The sequence below is a fragment of the Streptomyces sp. HUAS TT7 genome (assembly GCF_051550175.1).
Lineage (GTDB): Bacteria > Actinomycetota > Actinomycetes > Streptomycetales > Streptomycetaceae > Streptomyces.
The window spans coordinates 7,779,722-7,794,152 of record NZ_CP196175.1 but is presented as its reverse complement, the minus strand read 5'-3'; the positions used below and the strand labels follow the sequence as shown (position 1 = coordinate 7,794,152).

The window sequence follows — 14,431 nt, the reverse complement described above, 5'->3', positions numbered from 1 at the left end:
TCAGCAGCCGGTCTCGACCGGCGCCACGGGCTGCCCGTCCCACACCGTCCGGTGGTCGAAGGCGATGAGAGGGTCACCGGTCAGCGGGTGGTCCACGACGGCGGCCCGCACCCCGAACACCTCCCCCAGCAGGGCGGGGGTGAGGACCTCACGCGGCGAGCCCGAGGCGACCAGCGTCCCCGCGTGCAGGACGTGCAGCCGGTCGCAGACAGAGGCGGCCGCGTTGAGATCGTGGAGTGAGACCAGCGTCGTGCGGCGCTGGTCTCTGAGCAGGGTGAGCAGTTCCACTTGGTGGCGTACGTCGAGGTGGTTGGTCGGCTCGTCCAGGACCAGGACGTCGGGTTCCTGCGCGAACGCCCTTGCCAGCAGGACCCGTTGGCGCTCACCGCCGGACAGCGCGGTGAAGCGACGCCCGGCCGCCGCCTCCATGCCGACCTGGGCCAGTACCCGGGCCACGATGTCCCGGTCGGTGGCGTCCTCCCCGGCGAAGGCCCGCTTGTAGGGCGTGCGGCCCATCGCGACGACCTCGCGCACGGTCAGCTCGAAGTCGGCGCCGCGCTCCTGCGGCAGCGCGGCGACGTGCCGGGCGGACTGGGTGGGGCTCAGCTCCCGGATGTCGGCGCCGGCCAGCAGGACCCGGCCCGCCGACGGCCGCAAGTGCCGGTAGACGGTGCGCAGGAGGGTGGACTTGCCGCTGCCGTTCGGCCCGATCAAGCCGGTGATCTCGCCCTCCGCCGCGAAGAGCCCCACCCCCGAAACGACGGTGCGGCCCGCGTACGCGACACACAGGTCCTCGATCTCAACTCTCAACTTCCGCTCCCCAGGCGCCGGTCCAGCAGATACAGCAGCGCGGGAGCCCCCAGGAGCGAGGTGACGACCCCGACCGGCAGTTCCTGCGCGTCCATGGCGATCCGGCACACGATGTCGACCACCACCATCAGCACCGCCCCGAAGAGAGCACACACCGGCAAGAGGCGTCGGTGATCGCCGCCGACGACCAGGCGGCAGGCGTGCGGCACCATCAGGCCGACGAACGCGATCGCCCCGGACACCGCCACAAGGACCCCGGTCAGCACGCTGGTCACCACGAACAGTTCACGGCGCAGGCGTACGACGTCGATGCCGAGCCCGGCCGCGGTCTCGTCGCCCATCAGCAGGGCGTTGAGCCCCCGGGCCCGCGCCTGGAGCAGCAGCAGTCCTGCCGGGACCGCCACCGCCGGGACCGCGAGCAGGGGCCAACTCGCCCCGCTCAGGCTGCCCATGAGCCAGAACAGCACGCTGTGGGTCTGCTGCTCGTCCCCTGCCTGGAGTACCAGGTAGCTGGTGAAGCCGGACAGGAACTGCCCGATCGCCACCCCGGCGAGCACGAGCCGCAAGGGGGCGAATCCCCCGCCGCGCCGGGCCACCGTCCACACCAGCGCGAAGGTCAGCAGCGCGCCCGCGAAGGCCGCGCCCGACAGGCCGAGTCCGAGCGTCCCGCCCGCGCCCATCCCCAGCACGATCGCGGCGACCGCGCCGAGCGAGGCCCCGTTGGAGATGCCGAGCAGGTACGGGTCCGCCAGCGGGTTGCGTACGAGCGCCTGGGTGGCGGTGCCCACGATGCCGAGCCCGGCGCCGACGAGGGCGGCCAACAGGGCGCGGGGGACGCGGAGTTGCCACACGATCAGGTCGTCGGTGCCGGGCCGCGGGGCCTCCCCCGTCAGCCGCCGACCCACCACCGCCCACACCTCGCCGGGCGCGATGGACGTCGAGCCCCAGGACACCGCCGCCGTCAGCGCGAGCAGCAGGGCGACGCCCAGAGCGGCGGTCAGGGGCCCGGCGGGCAGGGTGCGCGCCTCGGCCGCCGCCTCCTGCCGGGATGCGGTTGCGAGCACGGCTAGCCGACCTTGCCCGGGTAGAGAGCCTTGGCGATCTCCTGGACGGTGTCGGCGTTGGCGACCCCGGCGATGGTGGTCCGCTCGGAGCCGATGCGCAGGAAGTGCCCTTCCTTGACGGCTTTCAGGCCCTGGGTGGCCGCGTTGGTCTCCAGCCAGCGCTGGGCCTCGTCGAACGCCTGCTTGTTGGCGGCTTCGCTGCCCCGGTCACGTACGCCCAACTGGATCCAGTCGGGGTTCTTGGAGACGACGTTCTCCCAGCCGACCTGCTTGAAGTCGCCGTCGCAGTCCGCGAAGGCGTTGCGGGCGCCGGCCAGCGTGATCAGCGCGTTCGCGATCTGACGGTTGCAGACGACGGTGGGCTGTTTGGTGCCCGCGTCGTAGTCGAAGAAGAAGTACGTCGGCCGCGCGCTCTGCGGGGTGGCGGCGACGGCCTTCTGCACGGCGTCCACCTTGGTCTTCATACCGGTGACCAGTTCCTGTGCCTTGGCCGTGGTGCCGGTGACCGCGCCGAGGGAGGTGATGTCGCCCTCGACGGCCGAGAGGTCGGTCACCGGCCCCTTGCCCATCGGGGCGCAGGCGGTCGACTTCAGGTAGATGTGCTTGATCCCGGCAGTCTTGAACTCGGCCTCGCTCGGCGCGTCCCCCATGCCCCCGCCGCCCATGCCGCTCATGGAGGCGAAGGTGTCGATGTAGACATCGGCGCCCGAGCCGAGGAGCTTCTCCTTCGCGATCACGGCCTTGCCGAGGACCGGCACCTTCTGCGCCTGCGCGTCGAGTTCACCGGGCAGCGTGCCCTTGCCGGGCGGGAAACCGGTGCCGATCACCTTGTCGCCCGCGCCCAGCCTGAGCAACAGCTCCAGACTGGAGGCATTACTGGTGACGATCTTCTTCGGGGCGGCGTCGAACGTGGTCTCGGCACCCGTGCAGTCGGCAACGGTGACGGGATAACCGCCGGCCGTCTTCCCTTCACTGCCATCGGCCCTGTCCTTCGCGTCAGTGCCGCAGCCTGCCGCGAGCAGGCCGAGGAGCGCGGCCGTCGTGCCGCACCACACGCGAGTACGCATCGAAACTCTCCAGGATCTGTACAAGTACGCGGGCGAACATCCGTCACCCGGACCAGAAGTCGGAGCGTGTGCCGGATGAGTTCCCGCGGGAAGCGGAATGTTCGGCGCGCTTCTGGAGATTCGGTTCCGGCGTCCGCGGAACCGGTTCCGGCGGTCGAGCGGCACGACTGCCAACCGTCCAAGGGGCTGGTGCCCGCCGCATGGGCGGGCACCAGCCCCGTGCCGGTCAGGCGGCCAAGACCGCGCGCTGGGCGGGGACGGCCACAACCCGCTTCGGGCCGGGCACGCCGGCATCCGCTTCGGCTTCGGCTTCGGCCTCGGCCTCGGCCTCGGCGAGCCGGTCCATGAGGGCCGCTCTGGCGCGGGCCACCCGGGAGCGGACCGTACCGACGGGACAGTCGGCCACCTCGGCCGCCTCCGCGTAGGGCAGACCCATCATCTGGGTCAGGACGAACGCCTCCCGGCGGTCGTCCGGCAGCGCCGCCAGGAGATCGAGCAGCGCGATGCCGTCGTCGAAGCCCGGCAGGCCGTGCGGCTGGGCCAGCTCTACGGCCAGCCGCCAGTCCGGTACGTCGGACAGCCTCGGCCGGGCAGCCGCGTACCGGAAGCTGTCGATCACCGCGCGGCGCGCGATGGACAGCAGCCACGCGCGGGCCGAGGACCGGCCCTCGAAGCGGTGCAGGCTGCCGAGCGCCCGCAGGAACGTGTCCTGTGCCAGGTCGTCCGCGGCCTGGGGATCGGCACTGAGGTGGGCGACATAGCGCAGGACGTCGCGGTGCAGAGCACGGAAGAAGCGCTCGACGGCGTCCCGGTCACCGCTGCGGGCGGCGAGGGCCCAGGCGGTTATCGAGTCGTCGGCCGAGGCCCTTGTGCTCTTCTCCGGCGAGGTGGGCAGGGCAGGAGTCATCACCTGATGTCCTTACTCGGGTCACCCGGGTCCGGACCCGTGGCACGAGGCCACGGCGATCCGTGACCCGGTGATGGGGATTCGGCCGCATATCTCCGGTGAGGAGGTACGAATCTCCGATGGGGAGGTACGACCGAGGCCCGAGGCGCACACGGGCTGCCTCGGGGTGCCGGCTGTCGTCAGGCGACAGCGGTCCCCAGGGGTGGGCCCCGAGAAGTGATCGAGCGGACGAGGAGGAGCTGCCGCGGCGAACGGTCCGAACGGCGACGGCGGACGCGGACCCGGGGGCGGTGCGGCGACGGCGGCGGCGACGCGAGCAGCGGCCGCAGCGGCGCGGCCAGCCATCCCGCCACGGACCGCAGGATACGGAAGGCTGCCCGTTCGCCGTGGGCGAGCCACAGGCCGGACAGGATCGCGGCCAGCAGGTGGGCGGCGAACATGCCGAACCCGGCGGAGCCGCTCATCGAATGCCCCATGTGACCCATGGAGCCCATGTCCATGGAGGTCATGTCCATGTGGCCCATCGACTCCATGTGGCCCATCGACGCGTGCCCCGTGGCGGCATGGTCCACGGACATGTGGTCCATGGACATGTTCTTCATGGAGTCCGCACCGTTCCCCATGCAGACCATGTTGCTCGGCGCCCTGCCCCCGGCCATCGGCTCCGTCGCCCCCTCGACGGCGGACTGTGCGAGCGAGAACGCCCAGTGGAGACTCGTCTGGGCGGCGACGGAGACGGAGACGATCAGCGGCAGCCCGCGCTCGCGCCCGGCCAGGAACCAGCCCGCGATTCCGGTCGTGGCGGTCCCGGCGGCGATCGCCCACCACGGCACGTCGTGGCCGGACATCATGACGTGGCCGAGGGCGGCGAGCAGCACACAGACGGCCGCGAACACCGCGGCCCTCAGCACCCGGGCGCACCATCCAACACTCATGACGGCCCTCATCCTTGCACCCGCGAAGCAATCGTCACGGGCGGGTGCCAAAAGAGGCGAAGGGCCTCCCAGCGCCAGGGTTCCGTGACGCAGGTCACTCGAACCCCTCGGAACCCAACCGGAGTTCCGCCCGACCTTTGGGGAAGAGGAGCGAATGCCCTGGATCGGCACGCTCCGAGGTTTCAGGCCGGTCGCGCGCCTTCCTGCACGGGAGGTCCCGTACTAGCGTCAACGGGGCACTGACCACCCCTCCGCTTCTGGAGGTCGCCATGCTTCAGACACGGGAACTCTTCGAGAGCGTCAGCACCGCCAGCCCCCTCGGCAACGAAGTCCTCGCCCGTGCGGTGGACGCGCTCGCCGCGTGCGAGCAGGCCGTCACCGCGTGCGCGGCGGGCATGCTCGCCGAGAAGGAGGCCGATGAACTGCGCACCGCGATCAACCAGGACCTGGACTGCGCGGACGTCACCGCCGCGACCCGCCGGATCCTCGTCCGCGGCAGCAGCCACGACCCCGCACTGCTCGCCGCCCAGGCCGAGGCGTGCCTCATCGCCTGCCGGCGCAGTCACGAAGCGTGCATGGAGCACGCCGAGCACCACGAACACTGCCGCCTGTGCGCGCAGGCGACGGGTCGTGCAGCCGACGTCTGCGAGGAGGTGCTCACCGCCGTACGGTCATGACCTCCATGCGGCGTAGCAGGCCCGGCGTCTGCCTCCCGCCCGAAAAGGCCCTCACTCCCCGTACTCGTGCGGTCGGACCACGACGGCAGTGGTCTCGACCCGCCCGCCGTGCCGGAAGTGCAGCGTGAACGGCAGTCTGTCGCCCGCCCGCCATCCCGGCTCGGCCCGCAGCGTCACGGCCACGCCGTGCGGCGACATGGTGAGTCCGCTGCCGGCCGGAACGGTCACGGAGTCTGCTCCATAGCGATAGGCCGCGTTGTGTCCGGTGGCACGGTGCCGGGTCAGCGCGGCCTTCTCGTCGGTACCTGTCATCGTGGCGGCGACCAACTGGTCATCGGAGCCACCGGAGTTGGCGATCCGGAAGAAGACCGCGGTCTCCCCGCTCTCGACGTACGGCAGCAGAGCCTGCCCGCCCCGGACCTCGATCCGCGCCGGGCTGCCCGCCTGTCCGGACCCGGCCCAAGCGGTCAGGCCGCCGAGGGCGACGGCGCATGCGGTGACGGGCGCGAGACAGGCACGCAGGGCGTCGACGAGACGGCGCCGGGCCGGCCGCCGAAGGTGCCCGCTCATCGTGTACGCACCTGAACTCGGGCAGATCTCCCGGGCACCCCGGGCTGCCAGGACCGCAACCTCAGACTGTTGCCCACGACCAACAGCGAACTCACCGACATCGCCGCCGCGGCCAGCATCGGGTTGAGCAGACCCACCATGGCCAGCGGCACGGTGACAGCGTTGTAGCCGAAGGCCCAGCAGAGGTTGGCACGGATCGTCCCGAGCGTGCGGCGGGCCAGCAGGACGGCGTCCGCCAGGGCTTCGATGTCGCCGCGCACCAGTGTCACATCGGCCGCCCCGATGGCCGCGTCGGTGCCGCTGCCCATGGCGATCCCGAGGTCGGCTCCGGCCAGCGCGGCGGCGTCGTTCACCCCGTCACCGACGACCGCGACCCGCCGCCCGCTCTCCCTCAGCTTTCGCACGAGACCGGCCTTCTCCTCCGGTGTGCACCGGGCGTGCACCTCATCGATGCCCAGCGTGGCGGCGACGGCCCGCGCGGGTGCCTCCCGGTCCCCGGTGGCGAGCACCGGGCGCACCCCGAGGCGCCGCAACCGGTCGACGGCACGGTAGCTGCCGGGCCGTACGACGTCCCCCAACTCGATCAGTGCCTCGGCCGCCCCGTCCACCCGGACGAGAACGGGCGTATGTGCGGCACCCTCCGCCTGCGCGAGTGCGTCCGCGAGAGCGGCGGGCAACTCCTCATCGGGGGCGATGACTTCGACCAGCAGCCCCTCCACCTGCCCCCGCACGCCCCGTCCGGCGAAGGCATGGAATCCACCCACCTCGGGCAGCGGGCGCTCGGGCAGGGCCCGCCGCGCGTAGGAGACGATCGCCCGCCCGAGCGGGTGCTCCGCTCCCTGCTCCACGGCCCCCGCAAGCCGCACCACGGTTTCCTGGCCACGACCACCGGGGACCACGGCGACCCGGACCACGCTCATGTGCCCCGAGGTGAGGGTGCCGGTCTTGTCAAGCACGACCGTGTCGACGTGACGCAGCCCTTCCAGTGCCTGCGGTCCCCTGACGAGGACGCCCAGTTGGGCACCTCTGCCGGTCGCGGCCATCAGGGCGGTCGGCGTCGCGAGCCCCAAGGCGCACGGGCAGGCCACGACCAGCACCGCGACGCTCGCGGTGACGGCTGCCTGCGGATCGGCCCCGGCACCCAGCCAGAAGCCGAGCGTGGTCACGGCAAGGACCAGCACGACCGGCACGAAGACGCCCGCCACGCTGTCGGCGAGCCGCTGAGCCCGCGCCTTGCCGGCCTGAGCCTCCGTCACCAGCCGTGAGATCCTGGCGAGTTGGGTATCCGCGCCGACCGCCGTGGTCCGTACGAGCAGCAGCCCGCCCGCGTTGACGGCGCCGCCGACCACCGCCGAGCCGGGCCCGACCTCGACCGGCTCGCTCTCCCCGGTGACCAGGGAGAGATCCACCGCCGAACCGCCCTCGACGACCTCACCGTCCGTCGCGACCCGCTCCCCGGGCCGTACGACGAAGACCTGCCCGAGCACCAACTCCTCGATGGGGACGAGCCGTTCACGTCCGCCCTCTTCCCGCACGGCCACTTCCTTGGCCGCGAGCCGGGCGAGTGTGCGCAGGGCCGCCCCGGTTCCGTGCCGGGCCCGCGCCTCAAGCAACCGCCCGGCCAGCACGAACAGCGGGACACCGACGGCCGCCTCCAGGTAGATGTGGGCGACCCCCTCCGACGCGGATGGCACCAGGCTGAACGGCATCCGCATGCCCGGCGCACCCGCACCGCCGCAGAAGAGGGCGTACGCCGACCAGCCGAAGGACGCCACGACACCGAGGGAGACCAGGGTGTCCATGGTGGCCGCCGAGTGCCGAAGCCCGCGCAGCGCCCGGACGTGGAACGGCCACGCACCCCACACCGCGACCGGCGCGGCGAGCACGAAGCACAGCCACTGCCAGTCGCGGAACTGCAGGGCGGGCACCATCGACAGGACCAGCACGGGCACGGCGAGCAGCGCCGTGGCCACGAGCCGCTCCTGTTCCGCCTCGTCGCCCGTTGCCTCGCCCTGCACCTTCGGAGGCTCGGCGGCCGGAATCGCCGCCGTGTATCCGGCCTTCTCGACCGTCGCGACCAGCTCTTCGGTCCGTACGTGCGGCGGATGACTGACCCGGGCCCGCCCGGTGGCCAGGTTGACCGTCGCGGTGACTCCCTCCAGCCTGCCGAGCCGCTTCTCCACTCGCTTCACACAGGCGGCGCACGTCATCCCGCCGACGGTCAGATCCGTCGTCGCCAGGGCGGCCACCTGCTCACCGTTCATCACTCCGCTCCCCCGTGCCCGTGCACCATGCCTCCGCCGTCGCCGGTCCCGGCAGGGCCCGTACCGCTGTCGCCGCCGTGCATCCCGGGGGCGACGGGCCCGGCGACGGACCCGGCCGCGTACGAGACGCCGAACACGACCGCGAGCAGCAGAAGGAATCCGCAGATGACGGGCGGAGGCACCGACCTCGCCGCTCTGGAGGGGGTTCGCCGGGACTCGTCCATGACCGCTGCTCTCCTGCTCGTGGCGTACGGCGTGGATCGATTCGAGCCGTACCGATGCAGGAGTCGGGCCCGCCGGGGGCCGAGTTCCACGGCAGGGCTGTGGCGCGCGTCACGCCGACAGCACCGGCTGTACCGACGGCGTGTCGGAGCCGTCCCCGGCGCCGTGCGATGCGTACCGCGTCGAGCCGGTTCCTGGCTCCGGTCCGCGCCCGAGCGCAGGGTGCGGGCCGATGCCGCACCCCGGGGAGCCGGCCACGCCGAGACCCGGGGTGCGGCACTTGCCCCGTGCCTCAGTCCCCTCCGCCGCCGAACACCCCAAGGATGCGTTCCGCGGCGAGCGTGGCCGTCAACTCGCCGTCGCGGACCTGCCGTTCGAGGGTGGGTGCCAGCGACCGTACCTCGGGATCTGCGTGCAGCCGGCCGAGCAGCTCGTCGCGGACCATCGTCCAGGTCCAGTCGACCTGCTGCTCGCGGCGCTTCGCGGCGAGCCGGCCGGTCGAGTCGAGCAGGGTGCGGTGCTGTTCGACCCGTTCCCAGACCGTGTCGAGGCCAGTCGATTCGCGGGCGCTGCAGGACAGGACGGGGGGTGTCCAGGCCGCGTCCACGGGGTGCATCAGGCGCAGGGCGCCCGCCAGTTCGCGGCCCGCGGCCTTGGCGTCGCGCTCGTGCGGGCCGTCCGCCTTGTTCACGGCGATCACGTCGGCCAGCTCCAGGACGCCCTTCTTGATGCCCTGCAGCTGGTCCCCCGTGCGGGCGAGGGTGAGCAGCAGGAAGGTGTCGACCATGTTGGCGACCGCGGTCTCCGACTGGCCGACGCCGACCGTCTCCACCAGGATCACGTCGTAGCCCGCCGCCTCCATCACCACGATCGACTCCCGCGTCGCCTTGGCCACCCCGCCCAGGGTGCCGGCGGTGGGCGAGGGGCGTACGAAGGCGGCCGGGTCCACAGCGAGGCGTTCCATACGGGTCTTGTCGCCCAGGATGGAGCCGCCGGTCCGGGTCGAGGACGGGTCGACGGCAAGGACCGCGACCCGGTGCCCGAGCGAGGTCAGCAGGGTGCCGAGCGCGTCGATGAACGTCGACTTGCCGACGCCGGGCACCCCGCTGATGCCCAGCCGCCGGGCCTTCCCGCTGTGCGGGAGCAGGTGGGTGAGCAGGGACTGCGCCAGGGTCCGGTGGTCGGGCCGGGTGGACTCGACGAGGGTGATGGCGCGGGCGATGTGCGCCCGCTTCCCGTCGAGGACGCCCTTCACATAGGTGTCGAGGTCGATGGCCATGGGGCTCAGAGGCCGTGTCCGAGTTCGGCGGCGAGCTTGTCGACCAGGTCGTACGCCGCGTCCGGGATGACCGTGCCCGGCGGGAAGACCGCCGTTGCGCCCATCTCCAGAAGGGTCGGCACGTCCTGCGGGGGGATCACCCCGCCCACCACGATCATGATGTCCTCACGTCCCTCCTCGGCCAGTTGCTCGCGCAGCGCCGGTACGAGGGTGAGGTGCCCGGCCGCCAGCGAGGACACGCCGACGATGTGCACGTCGGCCTCGACGGCCTGGCGCGCGACCTCCGCCGGGGTCTGGAACAGCGGGCCGACGTCCACGTCGAAGCCGAGGTCCGCGAAGGCGGTGGCGATGACCTTCTGGCCGCGGTCGTGGCCGTCCTGGCCCATCTTGGCGACCAGGATGCGCGGACGCCGCCCCTCGGCCTCCTCGAAGGCGTCCACCCGGGTCCGGGTGCGGTCCACGGACGGCGACTCCCCTGCTTCGTTGCGGTACACACCGGAGATCGTACGGATCTGGCTGGAGTGCCGCCCGTACACCTTCTCCAGGGCGTCGGAGATCTCCCCGACGGTGGCCTTGGCGCGGGCCGCGTGCACGGCGAGTTCGAGGAGGTTGCCCTCGCCGCCCGCCGCCCGGGTGAGGGCGTCGAGGGCGTCGCGGCACGCGGTCTCGTCGCGCTCGGCGCGCAGCCGGCGCAGCTTCTCGATCTGCTGGACGCGGACCGAGGAGTTGTCGACCTTGAGGACGTCGATCTGCTCGTCGCTGTCGACGCGGTACTTGTTCACGCCGATGACCGGCTGGCGGCCGGAGTCGATCCGGGCCTGGGTGCGAGCCGCGGCCTCCTCGACGCGCAGCTTCGGGATGCCCGCGTCGATGGCCTGCGCCATGCCGCCCGCCGCCTCGACCTCCTCGATGTGCTGCCAGGCCCGCCGTGCCAGGTCGTACGTCAGCTTCTCCACGTACGCGCTGCCGCCCCACGGGTCGATGACCCGGGTGGTGCCCGACTCCTGCTGGATGAGCAGCTGGGTGTTGCGGGCGATGCGCGCCGAGAAGTCGGTGGGCAGCGCGAGCGCCTCGTCGAGGGCGTTGGTGTGCAGCGACTGGGTGTGGCCCTGGGTGGCGGCCATCGCCTCCACACACGTACGGGTCACGTTGTTGAAGACGTCCTGCGCGGTCAGCGACCACCCGGAGGTCTGCGAATGGGTGCGCAGCGAAAGGGACTTGGTGTTCTTCGGGTCGAACTGCTTGACCAGCCTCGCCCACAGCAGGCGCGCGGCCCGCATCTTGGCGATCTCCATGAAGAAGTTCATGCCGATCGCCCAGAAGAAGCTCAGCCGCGGCGCGAACGCGTCGACGTCGAGGCCCGCCTCCTGCCCGGCCCGCAGGTACTCCACACCGTCGGCCAGCGTGTAGGCGAGCTCCAGGTCGGCTGTCGCGCCCGCCTCTTGGATGTGATAGCCGGAGATGGAGATCGAGTTGTAGCGCGGCATCCGCTGGGAGGTGAAGGCGAAGATGTCGGAGATGATCCGCATCGACGGCTTCGGCGGGTAGATGTAGGTGTTGCGGACCATGAACTCCTTGAGGATGTCGTTCTGAATGGTCCCGGCCAGCTTCTCCGGCGGTACGCCCTGCTCCTCGGCCGCCACGATGTAGAGCGCGAGGACGGGAAGCACCGCGCCGTTCATCGTCATCGACACGGTCATCCTGTCGAGCGGGATGCCGTCGAAGAGCTGCCGCATGTCATAGATCGAGTCGATGGCCACGCCCGCCATGCCGACGTCACCGGTCACCCTCGGGTGGTCGCTGTCGTAGCCGCGGTGGGTGGGCAGGTCGAAGGCGACGGACAGGCCCTTCTGCCCGGCCGCGAGGTTGCGCCGGTAGAAGGCGTTGGACTCCTCGGCCGTGGAGAAACCGGCGTACTGCCGGATCGTCCAGGGCTGGTTGACGTACATCGTCGGGTAGGGCCCGCGCAGGTAGGGGGCGATACCCGGGTAGGTGCCGAGGAAGTCCAGGCCCTCCAGGTCCGTCCCGGTGTAGAGCGGCTTGACCGCGATGCCCTCGGGGGTCTCCCAGAGCGGTTCGCTGCCGGCGGCCTCGGTGAGGGCCGCACGCCATGCCTCGGCGGAGCCCTCGGCGAGGGGCGCCCCGAGGTCGACCCCGGAGAAGTCGGGGATTCCCATCAGGACACTCCCATGCGGTCGAGGGTGGTGGAGAGCAGAGCGACGGCGTCGCAGCCCGCATAGACGTAGGCGTCGACATCGGTGTACGCGCCGGGGCGGCCGGCGAGGAACATCTGTGTGGCGCCCGCCGACCTGAGGGTCTCGGCTGCGGCCGCCGCCTGCTCCTCGTACAGCGCGTCGCTGGAACAGAGACAGGATTCGGTGGCGCCGGATGCGAGGAACGCTTCGGCGGTGGCGTCCCCGGTGACCGGTTCGATGCCGCCCGCCTGGAACAGGTTGGCGGCGAAGGTCGCCCGCGCGGTGTGGGCGGCGGCCGGTCCCAGGGTGGCCAGGAAGATCCGTGGCCGGGCCCCGGTGGCCGCGAGATGCGCGTCGGAGCGGGCGCGCAGCGCCTCGAACGCCTCGTCGCGCCGCACCCTGGGCAGTCCTCCGGACGGCGCCGGGGCCGCGGGCGCTCGCTCGACCGGGGGCTCGGCGAGGTGAGGGAACTCGCTGACGCCGGTGATGGGTTCGCGGCGCTTGGCGAGCCTGGCGGAGCGTACGGCCCAGGTGTGCGCCAGGTCCTCGCCGATGCGGCCCGAGCGCAGGGCGGCGGCCTGGCCACCCGCCCGCTCGATCCGCTGGAAGAACTCCCAGCCCGCACGGGCGAGTTCATCGGTGAGCCGCTCGACGTACCAGGAGCCGCCGGCCGGGTCGATCACCCGGGCCAGATGCGACTCCTCGACCAGAATCGACGAGGTGTTGCGGGCGATGCGCCGCGCGAACGCGTCCGGCAGCCCCAGTGCGTGGTCGAAGGGCAGCACGGTGACGGCATCCGCGCCGCCGACTCCTGCGGCCAGGGTGGCGACCGTCGTCCGCAGCATGTTCACCCACGGGTCGCGGCGCGACATCATCACGGGCGAGGTGACGGCGTGCTGGAGCTGCGGCGCCGGAGCGCCGCAGACCTCGGTGACGCGCGCCCAGAGCCTGCGGGCGGCCCGCAGCTTGGCGATCGTCAGGAACTGGTCGGCGGTGGCCGCGTAGCGGAACTCCAGCTGGGCGGCGGCCTGTTCAGCGGTGAGCCCCGCCTCGGTCAGCTCGCGCAGGTAGGCGACACCGGTCGCGAGCGAGCAGCCCAGCTCCTGCGCGGCGGAGCCGCCGGCCTCGTGGTACGGCAGGGCGTCCACGGTCAGCGCGCGCAGCCCCGGGTACGCGTCGGCGCACTGCCGCGCGAGCCCGGCCGCGGGTGCGAAGCCGAACGCCTCTCCGGTACGTGCCTCGTGGCCCAGCGGGTCGGCCCCGAGGTTGCCGCGTGCCGCGTCCCTCGCGACCCCGCGCTCCTCGTACAGCCGGAGCAACTCCCGTGCGGCGGGCTCGACTTCATGCCCCGCGTCCAGGACGACGGCCGCGAGGTCGAGGTACACCCCGTCCAGGACCTGGGGCAGGCGCTCCACCGGGAACCCGCCGTCACCGGCGACGAGCCACAGCGAGGTGACCCCGTTCTCCAGGTCGGCGAGCACCGCACCGTCCGCGACCGCGGTGTGCCGCTGCCGCACGTCCCAGCCGCCGGTGGTGCTCCCCTCGGCGCGGCCACCCCGCACAAAGGGGGCAAAACCGGGGAAACCGGGATCGGGCACGGAGTCGTCCGCCGTGTACAGGGGACGCGTACCGAGCCCGTCCTCCAACGTGGTGGACAGAGCGTCTTCGGCTGCCGCACCCGAGAGTTCCTTGCCCGACTTGCGCAGTACGCCTTCCACAAGGCGCTGCCACTGCTCATGTGTCGCATCAGGAAACTCGGCTGCCAGCGAAAGCCCGTCGTCAGGCAGGACCGTCATGCTCGAATGCTAGGCCAGTCCCGCAAAGGAGCAGCAGAGCACAGGGCTGTGACCTTGCACTCTCCCGATCGCCCTTGATCCTTCGACCGTTTCCCCGCTAGGGAAGTACGCAGGTGTCGGTCAGTGCCGGGTGCCGCGATGCCAGGAGCACGACGGGAGCGCCCTGGCCGGGCCGGAGTGCACCGCCTGCCGTGGCCGGTCGCCGGAGCGCCGGCGGTGACGGCGCGCATCGGAAACACGGGACGTAGCGGCCCGGCGCCGAGCGGGGATCGGGCTGCGTCATGGTGCCTTCATGGCCTCATTCACCTGGGACGGCGAGCCGGCCTCGGCTGCCGCCGATGCGAACTCCCCCTCGCGGGCCGTGCGTGCGGCGGCGGGACGACGGCGCCGAGACGGTCATAGCGGGGGCCACCGGTGCGGCGACCAGATCACCGTCCTCGTCTCGCACCGGCTCACCTCCGTCGTCGAGCGCGACACGATCCACGTCTTCGAGCGCGGGCGCATCATCGAATCCGGCTCACACCAGGACCTGATGCAACTCGGCGGCGAATACGCGGAGATGTTCACCCTGCAGGCCGCCGGCCACCTGTCCGCGACCGCCCCGACAGCGGAGCCGACGTGACCACGCCGAAGCCGGCCCGCCCG

At 72.0% G+C, this 14,431-nt stretch carries 13 protein-coding genes; 2 read left to right on the top strand and 11 right to left on the bottom strand.

Going from position 1 to position 14,431, the window contains the following annotated elements:
- The 5 genes from ACSHXC_RS35355 to ACSHXC_RS35335 all read right to left on the bottom strand — a co-directional run bounded on the left by ACSHXC_RS35355 (window position 1) and on the right by ACSHXC_RS35335 (window position 4,783).
- Complete coding sequence (locus ACSHXC_RS35355; protein ID WP_438295428.1) at window positions 1–810, bottom strand: ABC transporter ATP-binding protein; 810 nt, start codon at window positions 808–810, stop codon at window positions 1–3.
- On the bottom strand, window positions 807–1,874 hold the full coding sequence (locus ACSHXC_RS35350; RefSeq protein ID WP_438295427.1) for a FecCD family ABC transporter permease: 1,068 nt from the start codon (window positions 1,872–1,874) through the stop codon (window positions 807–809). The genes ACSHXC_RS35355 and ACSHXC_RS35350 overlap by 4 nt, the downstream gene beginning before the upstream one ends.
- A gap of 2 nt (window positions 1,875–1,876) precedes the next feature.
- Window positions 1,877–2,941, bottom strand: a complete 1,065-nt coding sequence (locus tag ACSHXC_RS35345; protein WP_438295426.1) for an ABC transporter substrate-binding protein — start codon at window positions 2,939–2,941, stop codon at window positions 1,877–1,879.
- Window positions 2,942–3,167: 226 nt separating this feature from the next.
- The gene (locus tag ACSHXC_RS35340; RefSeq protein ID WP_438295425.1) at window positions 3,168–3,851 is read right to left on the bottom strand and encodes a sigma-70 family RNA polymerase sigma factor; all 684 of its coding nucleotides are present in this window, start codon (window positions 3,849–3,851) and stop codon (window positions 3,168–3,170) included.
- Window positions 3,852–4,027: 176 nt separating this feature from the next.
- Entirely contained in the window at window positions 4,028–4,783 is a 756-nt protein-coding gene (locus ACSHXC_RS35335; RefSeq protein ID WP_438295424.1) for a hypothetical protein, read from the bottom strand.
- A 269-nt stretch (window positions 4,784–5,052) separates the two neighbouring features.
- On the opposite strand from ACSHXC_RS35335, the gene ACSHXC_RS35330 reads away from it, so the two are divergent.
- Window positions 5,053–5,460, top strand: coding sequence for a hypothetical protein (locus tag ACSHXC_RS35330; RefSeq protein WP_438295423.1), 408 nt, complete (start codon window positions 5,053–5,055; stop codon window positions 5,458–5,460).
- A 51-nt stretch (window positions 5,461–5,511) separates the two neighbouring features.
- On the opposite strand, the gene ACSHXC_RS35325 is transcribed toward ACSHXC_RS35330, so the two are convergent.
- The 6 genes from ACSHXC_RS35325 to ACSHXC_RS35300 form a co-directional block, all read right to left on the bottom strand.
- Window positions 5,512–6,030, bottom strand: a complete 519-nt coding sequence (locus tag ACSHXC_RS35325) for a copper chaperone PCu(A)C (RefSeq protein ID WP_438295422.1) — start codon at window positions 6,028–6,030, stop codon at window positions 5,512–5,514.
- A complete protein-coding gene (locus tag ACSHXC_RS35320; protein ID WP_438295421.1) occupies window positions 6,027–8,294 on the bottom strand; it encodes a heavy metal translocating P-type ATPase in 2,268 nt (755 codons plus the stop codon). Before ACSHXC_RS35320 ends, ACSHXC_RS35325 begins: the two co-directional genes overlap by 4 nt.
- Complete coding sequence (locus ACSHXC_RS35315; RefSeq protein ID WP_438295420.1) at window positions 8,294–8,518, bottom strand: hypothetical protein; 225 nt, start codon at window positions 8,516–8,518, stop codon at window positions 8,294–8,296. The genes ACSHXC_RS35320 and ACSHXC_RS35315 overlap by 1 nt, the downstream gene beginning before the upstream one ends.
- A 290-nt stretch (window positions 8,519–8,808) precedes the next feature.
- Window positions 8,809–9,795: a methylmalonyl Co-A mutase-associated GTPase MeaB gene (gene meaB / locus ACSHXC_RS35310; RefSeq protein ID WP_438295419.1), complete on the bottom strand. Its 987-nt coding sequence runs from the start codon at window positions 9,793–9,795 to the stop codon at window positions 8,809–8,811.
- Between the two features lie 5 nt (window positions 9,796–9,800).
- Entirely contained in the window at window positions 9,801–11,972 is a 2,172-nt protein-coding gene (gene scpA, locus ACSHXC_RS35305; protein WP_438295418.1) for a methylmalonyl-CoA mutase, read from the bottom strand.
- Window positions 11,972–13,786, bottom strand: coding sequence for a methylmalonyl-CoA mutase family protein (locus ACSHXC_RS35300; RefSeq protein WP_438295417.1), 1,815 nt, complete (start codon window positions 13,784–13,786; stop codon window positions 11,972–11,974). The genes scpA and ACSHXC_RS35300 overlap by 1 nt, the downstream gene beginning before the upstream one ends.
- 292 nt (window positions 13,787–14,078) lie before the next feature.
- Here ACSHXC_RS35300 and ACSHXC_RS35295 point away from each other — a divergent pair, with 292 nt between their 5' ends.
- Window positions 14,079–14,408, top strand: a complete 330-nt coding sequence (locus tag ACSHXC_RS35295; RefSeq protein WP_438295416.1) for a hypothetical protein — start codon at window positions 14,079–14,081, stop codon at window positions 14,406–14,408.
- Window positions 14,409–14,431: the final 23 nt, after the last annotated feature.